Below are 12,841 nucleotides of genomic sequence, written 5' to 3'. Positions count from 1 at the left end.
AGAGCTGGCTTGGATTCCTACGGAATGACAAACAGAACGCTTTATCTATCCGTATCCTTATCATTTCGTAGGAATCTTTTGAGAAGAAATTGGAAGAATGGAAGAGGATACTGGAGTTTTTGGGAGTGGAGAGTTAGAGAGCTGGGCTGTAAGAGTATAGATTCCTTCGGAATGGACAAATACGATGTATTATCTATCCGTACACTTTGTCACTCCGTAGGAGTCTAAGTATTGTATGTAATTCTCGGTAAAGAATTCTGGAGTTTTTGAGATTAATTTTGGGATTAGATTTAGAGAGCTGGCTTGGATTCCTACGGAATGACAAACAGAACGCTTTATCTATCCGTATCTTTATCATTTCGTAGGAATCTGTTTTACTCTATTATTCTCAAACTCTCCGATACTCAAACTCCCAAATATTCTCTCAGTCCTTTCAAAAGCTCCAGCTGGTTTTTTGTTCTATCCAGATTGTGCTCAGGATGTGTGATAGAATAATAAGTGCTTCCGTTCAGGTAATCCGTTAAAAAACGAAGTTCCTGGATATAAATGGCGACTTGTGCAGCATAATCAAGATTGCCAGACTCTTCCGGGGTCAGTTTTTCCTTTAGATAAAATAAAAACCCTTCTTTTACAGCCTTATACATTTCAGGGTTGAAATTGTTTTTGGCACTGCCATCATCTTCATGGGTTGTATTGGTATAAGACTGGATCATCGTTCCAAAATCATATAAAATAGTAGAAATCATCATAGTATCCAGATCAATCACAGCCAGCGGGCTATGATTCTGATCAAAAAGAATATTGCTGATTTTTACATCTGCATGGATGATTCTTTTGGGAATCCGATTGTTTTTCTCCATTTCGATCCATTGATCAGGCAAAGACAATAACTTATTGGTGATTTCTATTTCAGCCTTTGCATTTTCTTTTAAATAAGGAGCTGCATTCTTTAATGAATTTTTATAATCTGCAACCCTTTTCTCAAAGTTAAGGAAATTCGGAAGAGAATCTTCTATGGCAGGCAATTTTTCGGTATTGATGGTGGTAAGGAAATAACTGAAGGTTTTAGCCGCTTCAAAAGCCACCTGTAAAGATGGGGCGGAAAGAAAGGTCATACTATTTTCTACGAAACTTAGCATACGCCAGGGCTGACCATCGGCATCTTCTACCAAAAGCCTGTTGTTTAGAGAGGGGATAGGTTCAATAATTTGAAACTGATAATCATGTGCTCTAAGAATTTCATTAACCATTAAATGATTATTAACGATGACTTCCGGCTGCCTGAAAACATGATTGTTGATTTTCTGCAGAATAAACTTTTTCCCCTGATCTTTATCTTCCAAAAGATAGGTTGTATTGATCAATCCGTCAGTAATAGAAGTGAGTTCGTAATTATCTGTACCGATAAACTCATTAATAATATCATTTAACTCCATAAATCTTCCGGGTATCTGTTGTTTTTAATCTCTGAAGTCAGAAAATCTATAATTTCCTTTTTATCATCGGCATAAGTGACACCCATCCATTGAGACGGAGATGCTTTTACCTTTACCTGTACTCTGTTTTCATCTATCATTCTCTGTACGGCTGTAGGAATATAAAATTCCTGGGTAGGCAGCGGATCAGATTCGATAAAATCATAAAAATAAGCTTCCAGATAACAGAAAATATGAGGATGGAATATAAAAAAGTTCATGGATACCAAAGTATCAGAATCTAATTTTACATTTTCTCCATTTTTAATATAAACGATGGAGTTATTTATTTTTTGAATGGAAGTCTGCTCTTCAACCTTAATCAGATAATTTTCCGGATCCAGTGTACATATTCCTCTGGCTACAGCTCCATTACCGCTCAATGTTGTGCCTACAGGATAAGCAATCATACCCAATTGTGAATCTGAAATATGATGATGGTTGATTTCATGTGCAGCCAATTGATACGCTTCTTTTCCGTAAAAGTCATCCGCGTTGATCATCACAAACGGTTCCTGTATAGAATATTTTGCACAAAGTACAGCATGAGCAGTTCCCCATGGTTTTTCACGATCAGGATAATCAAAACCTTCCAGCGAAATAGGAATACTGTCTATTTCCTGATATACCCAGTGAAGTTCAAAGTTTTTAGCCTTTGAAATGGTATTGAGTCTCTCAATATAACTTTGAGGAATCAGTTTATTGACAATAATAACTACTTTTTGGAAACCGGCTTCCAGAGCGTCAAAGATAGAATACTCCAGAATTGGCGAACCGTTATTGAGTATTCCGTCTACCTGCTTTAATCCTTTATATCTGCTTCCTAATCCACCTGCTAATATGAGTAATGTTTTCTTAGAACTCATCGGTCATTCCAAATACAGGTTTACGGGTTTTCCATTTTCCATTGGTAAAATCAGGAATATCAATCACCTGACCGCCTTTGGCAATAGACTCTTCACTCAATGGCGTAATCGAATACCACAACGCAAGATCATACACATCCATCGGGAATTCTATATTTCTTTTAATACATTCAATAAAAGTATTCATCACAAAGAAATCCATTCCGCCATGACCGGCTCCTGCTGCAGTGTTTTCAAACTTCTTCCACATCGGATGATCGTGTTCTTGCATCCATTTTTCAGTATTATCCCAACGGTGGGTATGGTTCATCGTTTTTTCAAAATAAATATGACCCTGGTTGAAGTCTCCCCATCCGAAATCCTGCCACAATCCTTCAGTTCCCTGAACCCGGAAGCCCAGATCATAAGGTCTCTGTAAACTTGTATCATGAGTCAGAAGAATGGTTTCTCCATTAGCACAGGCAATTTGTGTTGTTACCACGTCTCCCTGATTGAATTTCACTTGGGCACTAGGATGGTTTTCTCCTCCTTTTGGATGTTCAACAATATATTTATGAAGCCCTACAGATTTTGATGAGAATGAAGACAGCCTCGTTAATCGGTTTCCTCTGTTGATGTCCATCATCATTGCTACCGGGCCTAATCCATGTGTAGGATAAAGTTCTCCGTTACGCTTTACATAATGTTCAGTTCTCCATTTTGCTTCACTGAATCCTTTCTCTCCGAATTCTGCACCAGAATTGTAAGGAGTAACGCCGTCATTGAAAAGTACACCTCTCAAATCGTGCTGATAACCGCCTCTTCCATGTACCAATTCTCCGAACATTCCTTTACGAACCATATTCAGAATGGCCATAATATCTCTTCGGTAGCATACATTTTCCATCATAAAGATAGGAACTTTGGTTTCCTCATATACCTTTACAAACTCCCAGCAGTCCTGAAGCTTTATCGCTCCGGAAACTTCCATACCCACAATTTTTTTAGCGCGCATAGCTTCTACCCCTTGGGTAAGATGCCATTCCCATGGAGTAGCAATGACAACAGCGTCTATTGCTTTTGATTTTAAAAGATTTCGATAGTCATATTCACCGTTGGAAAACTCCTGAGCAGCCGGCTTATTATTGTCTTTTAAGATTTTTTGAGACGCGGCAAGCATTCTTTTCTCTGGATCTGCAAACGCAACAATCTCTACGTCATTACGCTTTGCCAGTAATTTTACATGTTCCTGCCCACGAAGACCGACACCGATGAAACCGACACGGACTTTTTTATCTGTTTTAAAATCATTGGAATAGGCAAATAATGAATTGGGTAAAACCAATGCCCCAAAGCTTGCCAAAGCTGCTGTCTTAAGAAAGTTCCTGCGCGAATTGCTATTGTCCATCTATTTTTTTTCTTAAATATATTAAAAACTTTTGTAAATCCCGACGTTGTGATAGTAGGGAGTTGAAGAGGTCATTAGTTTGAGTGTCGAAAAATTTAAGAGTTTAAAGCATATGGTGAATATCCCGGAGATTTATTGATTAATCCATGCTTTTCTTAAAGCTATTTGTTTTGAATCGGGATTGGGTAGAGAAGTTACCTTTCCGGTAATTTCATCATAGTTGAAACCTGCTTTTTCCAGATATTCTTTCAAAGGAATAGGTTGGGTGCCTTCTATAAAGTTGCTGAAAAATGTGCGTATTTCAGGATAAGTCATTTTTGTAATTTCATCAAACAGATCATCATCATTGAAATATTTACCTTCTCCATATTTTTTCATAAGCATCTGCATCAGGTTCTGAGTTCCCTTTTTTCCATCAGAAAGTTCCCTTAGCCTTATATCTAAACACAGTCCGAGTAATGCTCCTTTCATATAAAAGTTCATATACTGATCTTGTCTTTCCATAGAATTTTTACTCATTTCCGTAAAAGATAATGTGTTGTCAAACTCTTTCATACCATGTATCTTTTCTTCCAAACTCTTTTCAAAATCTTCCAGGCTGATCATTTTTTGTTTGATAGGCATATGAATCGTAGCATATTCGGTCATTCCTTCATACAGCCACAGATGTTTAGACATGACAGGATTCAGGAAATCATAATGCTGAATTTCTCCTGAATGAATGTTGAGAGGAGTAACAACATGGAAAAACTCATGAGAAGCCACTCTGTTTAAAGCATTCGGAAGAAATTTCATACTTCCGGATCTGTACAGGCAAACTGTAGAGTGGGAGTGTTCCAGACCATCTCCCAAAAATCCATTCTCATTTGAAGATTCATAATAAATTAGAAATGCATATTTCTTTACCGGTAATGTGCCTCCCAGATAAGCCTGCTGATTTTTCAGAATGTTCTCTATTTCATGAGCTATTGTTTTGGAATAATGTCTTTCCTTTTTATTATAAAATGATACAAGCACTTTAGTATGACCTATCTTGAGCCACGTTGTGTCTGGAACCGAATATAGAACAGGAGAATCTACCAGTTCCCGGTAATCTTTTGCCCAAACTACATCCGTGTTTTTATTTTTCTGTTGATAATCTAAAGCAGAGGAAGCATAAAAATCCTTGTTTTTTGTAATGGTAATTTGGTAAGGAATATCTTTCATTTCTTCAAAATATCCCACTAAAGAATTATAATTGATGACTGAAACACTGTCTTTTATAAACATACTTCCGGCAGATCTTGCCTCATTGGATTCCTTCTCCAAAGAGTCCCATCCATCCGCTACCTGATAGGATATTTTCTTTACACGATTCAGATCATGTACCAGCCAGCTGTTTTTATCCAGACGTTCGGTCAGAATTTTTTTTCCGTTTTTATCGGTGGCTGTGAAATTAGAAACATATTGTCCGAAATTCATAGCCTGATAAAATCCGGGTACCAGTTTGGGAATAATAAACTTGCCCTGTTTAAGATCATTCTTTGGGGGCGAAAAAGATACCCGGACTTCATCGTTGGACATATGAAGAAGGTCTATATTGTATTCGTAATTATTCTTTGTTTTTTGGGCTATAATGATATTAGGAATTATAACGATCAGAAAAAATAGCTTTATAATACTATTCATTGCTATTGCTTTAAGTACTACGAAAATACAAAATTACCTCTAAGGTTTGCTGACTTTATTTTTCCATATAATAAACTTCTTCGTAAGGCTGGATCAATACCCATCCGTGGCCTGAGAACTTCATCTGAAACTCTTCACCACTTCCTCTGCCAATAAGGCTTTTGAAAGAAACATTTGTTTTCAGTTCCGGGCTCAGATTTCCGGACCATGCAACAGTGGCATTAGGATCTGTAAATACAGGCGTATCAGGAGTTACCAGTAAAGTCAATGGATCTCCGTGAGTTGTAATCGCAATATGTCCCGTTCCTGAAAGTTTCACCTGGAAAAGTCCTCCGGACATCATTCCTGCAATACTCTTAAGCATAGTAATATCACTGTTTACACTTTGCTCATGGGCAAGAACATCATTTCCGTTCACACATACTGATTCATTATTCAGATAAAGGATACGTACTTTTTTCCCGGAATCTGCTACATACAATTTTCCGGTTCCTTCCGCTTTCATAAGCTTACTTCCTTCACCACTGATTGCTTTTTTTAGAAGGTTTCCAATTCCTCCGGCCAGCATTCCCTGTCTTTCAAAATTGATATTTCCCACATAGCTTACCATGCTTCCTTTTTTAGTCCATACCGCCTGATTATTTAGGTTGATTTCCAGAAGATGTTTGGTTTCCAGCTCAAAATAATCTCTTTGCTGCGGATTTTCTTTTGTTTCGTTGATAAAGGCTTCAATTGAATATTTACTCATAATGATAATTTTTTGATTGGTTATTTTATGCGGTTATCGATTTGATTTTGTTTAATTTATATTCTCTCTTATTACTTTTAGGATTCAGATCCACAAATTCATAGGCTTCAAAGTTGGCAAGTTTTGCTTTGAATACCTCAGCAGCTTTTTCTACCGACCAGGTTTTAGGATAATGGAATCCTTCAAATTCAGCATTGAAAATCTCTGCTTTGAACTCATGGGAAAACTCATCATCACCCGCGTAGGTTAATGCTATCTTGCCGGTCCATGTAATATCATATTGATTGTTGTCTGTTTTTGAAAACCGGATTTTATGACCTGCACAGCTGTCATGGCCAAGCAGATAAATATTGAAGGCCAGATCCTCATCGTCAAAATGTTGTTCAGACGGAAGATCGTTACTGAAAAGATCTTTTTTAACAACAGCATCAAAGTCCAGTTTTTCATCCGGATTGTTTATTCTGATTCCTCTTTGTTCCCCCCAATACGTTGACGATAGAGTACAGGCATGGTAGTTTCCCCATACGCCTTTAGAGTCCCAGTCCGATAAATCTTCGTCTTCTTCTTCGCTGTCATGATCATCATTGGCATAATAGTCTTCAGTTTTTAAATGAAAATCAAACCAGATAAAACCATACTCATCAATTCGTCCACTCCAGTTGAATGTGACGATCTTATGTCCGTTAGGATACGGATTATTAAGGAAGTATATTTTGCTTACTGGCTCCATACTGAATTTTAATTTTCCCAAAAATAGAACTTTTTAAGCTTAAAAATCCCCGTAAAATCACGGTTTTATATTTCATTGTAAATAATACTTGACAAAGGGGTATTCAATGTCGTATATTTGCACTCCGAAAATTACACCTTGTAATTACAATAATTTTTAAACCGTAATTTAAAAAATGAAAACATCAGATTTTAATTTTGATCTTCCTGCGGAATTATTAGCAGAACACCCATCAGAGCACAGAGACGAAGCTAGATTAATGGTACTTGATAGAAAAACACAAACTATCGAGCACAAATTATTCAAGGATGTAGTGGATTATTTTGATGAGGATGATTTGTTTATCTTCAATAATACTAAGGTTTTCCCTGCTCGTCTTTACGGAAATAAAGAAAAAACAGGTGCTAAAATTGAAGTTTTCTTATTAAGAGAACTTGATAAAGAAACCAGAGTTTGGGATGTTTTGGTAGATCCGGCAAGAAAAATCAGAATTGGTAACAAATTATTCTTCACTGAAGATGAATCTTTGGTAGCAGAAGTTATTGATAACACCACTTCAAGAGGAAGAACATTAAGATTCTTATTCGACGGTTCTTACGACGAATTCAGAACGAAATTAAAAGAATTGGGAGAAACTCCACTTCCAAAGTATATCAAAAGAGCAGTAGAGCCGGAAGATGCAGAAAGATACCAGACTATCTATGCTAAAATAGAAGGAGCTGTTGCTGCACCTACAGCAGGTCTTCACTTCTCCAAGCATTTGATGAAGAGATTAGAGATCAAAGGAATCAATTTTGCTGAAGTAACACTTCACGTAGGATTGGGAACATTCAACCCGATTGAGGTAGAAGATCTTTCTAAGCACAAAATGGAATCTGAAGAGATCATCATCGATGAAAAAAATGCTGACCTTATCAACAGAGCAGTAGAATCTCACAGAAGAGTTTGTGCGGTAGGTACTACAACAATGAGAGCATTGGAAACTTCTGTTTCTTCAAACAAAAAGATCTCTGCTTTCAACGGATGGACAAATAAATTCATTTATCCGCCTCACGATTTCGGAGTAGCTACTTCAATGATCACAAACTTCCACACACCGAAGTCTACACTGCTTATGATGATTGCTGCCTTTGCTGGAAAAGATTTCGTAATGCAGGCTTATGAAGAAGCTGTAAGAGAAAAGTATAAATTCTATTCTTACGGTGACGCAATGTTAATTCTATAAAAAAGTAAAAAGAGCCAAGTTAAAAGTAATACAAGTGTAAATGAGACAAAATGATTTACTTATAAGAACTTTTACATTTGGAGTTAATTGTCTTAAATTTTTAAGAACACTTCCAAATGATTCTGAAAGTAAATTAATAAGATTTCAACTTGGAAAATCAGCTACTTCAATAGGTGCTAATTATGAAGAATCCCAAGCTGGATCTTCTAAAGCTGACTTTAAAAATAAAGTGAAAATTGCTTTAAGAGAAGCAAGAGAAAGTAATTTCTGGCTTCGGGTTTTAGAAGAATTAGATGGTTATGATTCTGAAGAATTTAAAGCTTTATTGAATGAGAGTAACGAATTGAAAAACATTTTGGCTGCAATAGCTAACAATACTAAACTTTAAAAACTTTTTACTTTTAACTTGGCTCTTTAATATTATGAAAGATATCCGTATATTATCACTGGACCAGCTTAAAGATTACTTTGAGTCTTTAGGAGAAAAACCGTTTCGTGCGAAACAGGTCTATGACTGGCTATGGAGTAAAAATCTCCATTCGATAGATGAAATGACGAATCTTTCGAAATCACTTCGTGAAAAAATTTCCGAAGAATACACCATTAATCCTGTTTCCGTAGATCTTCTTCAAAAAAGTACTGACGGAACCATCAAAAACGGAGTGAAACTTCATGACGGGCTGATGGTGGAATCTGTTCTTATTCCTACAGAAACAAGAACTACAGCCTGTGTATCTTCCCAGGTAGGATGCTCATTAAACTGCGAATTCTGTGCTACAGCAAAACTGAAAAGGATGAGAAACCTTGAAGTAGCTGAAATTGTAGATCAGGTAGCCCTGATTGACAGCCAGAGTAGAATGTACTTCGAAAGACCACTTTCCAATATCGTATTTATGGGAATGGGAGAGCCGATGATGAATTACAAAAACGTCGTTGAAGCCATCAGGAAAATTACCCAGCCGGAAGGATTGGGAATGTCTCCAAGAAGAATTACCGTTTCTACATCCGGTATTCCAAAGATGATCAAAATGCTGGCAGATGATGAACTGCGTGTGAAATTGGCTTTATCCCTTCACTCAGCTATCGAATCTAAGCGTAACGAGATCATGCCTTTCTCAGATAAATTTCCGTTGACTGATATAATGGAATCTCTTCAGTACTGGTATCAAAAGACAGGTTCTGTTATTACTTTTGAATACTGTGTATGGAAAGGAATCAATGACGGAGATGAAGATATTAAAGCTTTAATCAAATACTGCAAACAGGTTCCTTCAAAAGTAAATCTTATTCAATACAACCCGATTGGTGACGGAAAATATGATCAATGTAACAAACAGGCGGAAGAAAACTATATCCGTCAGCTTGAAAATGCAGGGGTTACTGTAATGGTCAGAAGAAGCCGTGGAGGTGATATTGATGCTGCCTGCGGGCAATTGGCCAACAAAGCAACAGATTAAAATTTCCTTAAAAAAAATCAAAACTTTCTTAAAAAAAGGTTAAAGCCCTACCTTTGCACAAATTATTTTGTGATGATGGATTTTCTTATGAGCGAGGATGGGCTGGAAAATGTGTATGCATGGGCTATCCCGTTGCATGCAACCGTTATTTTAGCTGAAATGATTTACAGCCATGTTTCAGAAGCTAAGCTATATAGCGGGAAAGATCTTGCTACCAATGTTTATCTGGCATTGATGAACTTTGGTCTGGACCTTATCATGAAAGCATTTGCCATGGGCGTTATGTTTTTCTTCTACAATCACAGACTTTTTTCATGGGACCTTAGTGTATGGTATCTGCTGGCTTGTTTTATAATCACAGATTTTGCCTATTATGTACTGCATTATGTTGACCATCGTTCCAGAGCATTCTGGGCAGTTCATATCACGCACCACAGTTCAGAATATTTTAACCTTACAACAGGATTCAGAAGCCCTGTACTACAGCCGCTTTACAGATATTTATATTTTTCACCACTTGCATTTTTAGGATTTAATCCGTGGCATATTATGGTGGCTTATGCCATTGGTCAGGTATATGGAACGTGGGTTCATACACAGACTGTGAAGCGTATGGGATTTTTAGAATATATTCTTGTCACTCCTTCCCACCATCGTGTTCATCATGCATGTAATGTAAAATATCTGGATAAGAACATGGGAATGTGCCTGATCATCTGGGATAAAATATTTGGAACCTTTCAAAAAGAAGATCCTAATATTCCTGTAAAGTATGGGATTTATCCCAAAATGCCGGATAACAGACCAGATACAGTCCTTTTTTATGAATGGAGAAAAATCTGGAAAGATCTCAAACAGCCAGGATTAAAATTCACTGACAGAATCAATTATATTTTCAATTCACCGGGGTGGAGACATGACGGAACCGGAAAAACGGTAAGACAATACCAGAAAGAATATTTTGCAAAACAGGCAAAAAAGAAAGAACAACAGCAAACTCAGGAAGAGCAGAAAACTGCTTAAACTTGTTTTTAAAATCAATAGAAATCTAAGGGAAAAGCGGGCTATTTCAGCCCGTTTTTCTATTTTGAGATGAGAGAAAGGTGAATAAACAAAATAATAAATCTCTTAAACTCTCCAATACAAAATCAAGAATTTTTCAAAGGACTATATAAAATATTCAGATTCCTGTGGAATGACAAGGTGTGTGGAGAAATAAAACGCTTAGTTTGTCCATTCCGTAAGAATCTATGTTCGTATAGATCCCAACCCCTCAACTTGCAATAAAACCTTATTTTTGTCCTATGAAAAAATTCTTTCTGATTGTTGCCCTTATCATTACTCAATCTGCATTTTCCCAGCAGACTGATTTTCTGAAAATAAAAAAATACAGAGTTAATTATCTGAATGAGAAGATTGATGAAACTTCAGGGCTGGATATTTTGAACGGGAAATTATATACCTTCAATGATAGCGGAAATCCAGCTGAGCTTTTTGAGATTGATAAAAATAATGGCGAAATTATCCGAACACTTAAAACCAATTTAATTAATACTGACTGGGAAGCTTTGGCAAACGACGGTGAAAACTTTTATATCGGAGATTTTGGAAATAATACGGGAACAAGGAAAGATCTGATGATTTATAAAGTTCCTTACGAACGTCTTGATACGTCTATTAATATTAAAATTCCCGGTTCAGAAAGAGCTTTAGACGGATCTAGAATTCTTTTTTATTATCCTGAACAAACCGAATTTATTTCCAAAAATACCAGAAATGATTTTGATGCGGAAGCCATGATCTATTTGAATGGAAAGCTGCATATCTTTACTAAAGAATGGGCTGCAAAAGCAACCTCTCATTATATTGTAGATCCAGAGATTTCAGAACGGCAAAAGGCAGAAAAAATAGAAACCTATAAAACAGGTTTTGTTGTTACAGATGCTTGTTATTTTGATAAAAAGCTTTATTTAGTGGGATATACCAAGAAAACGGAAGTCTTTTTAGATATCTTTACTGAAACAGAGCCCGGAGTATTTTTCAAAGAAAAACCAAAGCATTATTATTTAGGAACAGCTCTTTCATTAGCTCAGATTGAAGGAATAAGCGTAGATGAAACCGGAATCTATATTTCCGGAGAAAAATTTAAATCTCCATTGGGAACTGCAAAACCCTCTTTTTATTTTATCCCGAAAGATCAACTCAAAGATTAATTTGTCTTAAAATTGAGCGAAAAAAATTATCTTTGTGAGAATTAATAATTATTCACCCAGCATTCGCAGATTGTGGCAAATACAGTAGAAGAGATTAAACGACCGATCAATGATGAAATGAAACTTTTTGAACAGAAGTTTTATGAATCAATGCAGAGTAAAGTAGCTTTATTAGATAAAGTAACCCGTTTTATTGTTACCACCAAAGGAAAACAGATGCGTCCAATGTTTGTATTTCTCTGTGCCAAACTGGTGGGTGAAGTGACTGAAAAAACGTATCGTGGTGCGTCTATGATCGAGCTGATTCATACGGCTACTCTTGTACATGATGATGTAGTGGATGAAAGTTTTAAACGTCGTAATTTCTTTTCAATCAATGCTTTGTGGAAGAATAAAATTGCGGTTTTGGTAGGTGATTATCTTTTGTCAAAATCCGTACTATTATCTACAGATCATAAAGATTATGACTTGCTTGGTGTAATCTCCAGAACAATCCGGGAAATGTCAGAAGGAGAGCTTCTTCAGCTGGAAAAAGCGAGAAAACTGGATATTACTGAAGATGTTTATTATGAAATTATCCGCCAGAAAACAGCGACTCTGATTGCTGCCTGCTGTGAAATAGGAGTTCTTTCCAATAATGCAGACGAAGCTTTGGCTAAGAAGATGATGGATTTTGGGACCTTTACAGGAATGGCATTTCAGATCAAAGATGACCTTTTCGATTATTTAAGTTCAAACGTGATTGGAAAGCCTGTAGGAATTGATATTAAAGAACAGAAAATGACCCTGCCTTTAATTCATACCCTGAAAATAGCTGATGAGAAGGATAGAAAGTATTATTTCGATACCATAAAACGTTATAATAACAACCCGAAACGTGTAAAAGAGCTTATAGAATTCGTTAAAAACTCCGGAGGATTGGAATATGCCATTAAGGTAATGAAAGACTTTCAGCAGAAAGCAAAAGATCTCCTCAATGAGTTTCCGGATTCTGAAGCAAGAAAATCGTTACATAGTATGTTAGATTATGTAATTGAAAGAAAGTTTTAAAAATACTGATATATAAAAAGGA

The 12,841-nt window shown here is 36.4% G+C and carries 13 protein-coding genes; 7 read left to right on the top strand and 6 right to left on the bottom strand.

Features of this window, described 5'->3' with window-relative positions; all coding sequences use genetic code 11:
- The first annotated feature begins 24 nt into the window (after positions 1–24).
- Positions 25–228, top strand: coding sequence for a hypothetical protein (locus tag ACTJIP_RS01805; RefSeq protein WP_440704043.1), 204 nt, complete (start codon positions 25–27; stop codon positions 226–228).
- Positions 229–404: 176 nt separating this feature from the next.
- On the opposite strand, the gene ACTJIP_RS01800 is transcribed toward ACTJIP_RS01805, so the two are convergent.
- The 6 genes from ACTJIP_RS01800 to ACTJIP_RS01775 all read right to left on the bottom strand — a co-directional run bounded on the left by ACTJIP_RS01800 (position 405) and on the right by ACTJIP_RS01775 (position 6,895).
- Positions 405–1,436 carry a phosphotransferase enzyme family protein gene (locus ACTJIP_RS01800; protein WP_440704042.1) on the bottom strand — a complete coding sequence of 344 codons (1,032 nt, stop codon included), beginning with the start codon at positions 1,434–1,436 and terminating at the stop codon, positions 405–407.
- Positions 1,427–2,341, bottom strand: coding sequence for a sugar phosphate nucleotidyltransferase (locus tag ACTJIP_RS01795; RefSeq protein ID WP_077418591.1), 915 nt, complete (start codon positions 2,339–2,341; stop codon positions 1,427–1,429). Before ACTJIP_RS01795 ends, ACTJIP_RS01800 begins: the two co-directional genes overlap by 10 nt.
- Positions 2,331–3,728, bottom strand: coding sequence for a Gfo/Idh/MocA family protein (locus tag ACTJIP_RS01790; protein ID WP_077418592.1), 1,398 nt, complete (start codon positions 3,726–3,728; stop codon positions 2,331–2,333). Before ACTJIP_RS01790 ends, ACTJIP_RS01795 begins: the two co-directional genes overlap by 11 nt.
- 132 nt (positions 3,729–3,860) lie before the next feature.
- The gene (locus ACTJIP_RS01785) at positions 3,861–5,396 is read right to left on the bottom strand and encodes a M61 family metallopeptidase (protein WP_219072988.1); all 1,536 of its coding nucleotides are present in this window, start codon (positions 5,394–5,396) and stop codon (positions 3,861–3,863) included.
- Between the two features lie 55 nt (positions 5,397–5,451).
- The gene (locus ACTJIP_RS01780) at positions 5,452–6,144 is read right to left on the bottom strand and encodes an AIM24 family protein (protein WP_045499102.1); all 693 of its coding nucleotides are present in this window, start codon (positions 6,142–6,144) and stop codon (positions 5,452–5,454) included.
- A 25-nt stretch (positions 6,145–6,169) separates the two neighbouring features.
- Positions 6,170–6,895 (bottom strand): hypothetical protein, encoded by a 726-nt coding sequence (locus ACTJIP_RS01775; RefSeq protein WP_428168264.1) that lies wholly within the window; start codon positions 6,893–6,895, stop codon positions 6,170–6,172.
- A gap of 154 nt (positions 6,896–7,049) precedes the next feature.
- Between ACTJIP_RS01775 and queA the strand changes: the two genes are divergently transcribed.
- The 6 genes from queA (at position 7,050) to ACTJIP_RS01745 (ending at position 12,819) form a co-directional block, all read left to right on the top strand.
- Positions 7,050–8,099, top strand: coding sequence for a tRNA preQ1(34) S-adenosylmethionine ribosyltransferase-isomerase QueA (gene queA, locus ACTJIP_RS01770; RefSeq protein WP_047388096.1), 1,050 nt, complete (start codon positions 7,050–7,052; stop codon positions 8,097–8,099).
- A gap of 40 nt (positions 8,100–8,139) precedes the next feature.
- Positions 8,140–8,487, top strand: coding sequence for a four helix bundle protein (locus tag ACTJIP_RS01765; RefSeq protein WP_077418595.1), 348 nt, complete (start codon positions 8,140–8,142; stop codon positions 8,485–8,487).
- A 34-nt stretch (positions 8,488–8,521) separates the two neighbouring features.
- Positions 8,522–9,556 (top strand): 23S rRNA (adenine(2503)-C(2))-methyltransferase RlmN, encoded by a 1,035-nt coding sequence (gene rlmN / locus ACTJIP_RS01760; RefSeq protein ID WP_047388102.1) that lies wholly within the window; start codon positions 8,522–8,524, stop codon positions 9,554–9,556.
- A gap of 72 nt (positions 9,557–9,628) precedes the next feature.
- A complete protein-coding gene (locus ACTJIP_RS01755; RefSeq protein ID WP_077418596.1) occupies positions 9,629–10,579 on the top strand; it encodes a sterol desaturase family protein in 951 nt (316 codons plus the stop codon).
- 281 nt (positions 10,580–10,860) lie between these two features.
- Complete coding sequence (locus tag ACTJIP_RS01750) at positions 10,861–11,769, top strand: hypothetical protein (protein ID WP_077418597.1); 909 nt, start codon at positions 10,861–10,863, stop codon at positions 11,767–11,769.
- A gap of 72 nt (positions 11,770–11,841) precedes the next feature.
- Complete coding sequence (locus ACTJIP_RS01745; RefSeq protein WP_077418598.1) at positions 11,842–12,819, top strand: polyprenyl synthetase family protein; 978 nt, start codon at positions 11,842–11,844, stop codon at positions 12,817–12,819.
- Positions 12,820–12,841 lie beyond the last annotated feature (22 nt).

Source organism: Chryseobacterium sp. 22543, assembly GCF_052044565.1.
Lineage (GTDB): Bacteria > Bacteroidota > Bacteroidia > Flavobacteriales > Weeksellaceae > Chryseobacterium.
Note: the sequence above shows the minus strand (reverse complement) of the source record. Positions and strands in the feature narration are given on the sequence as shown.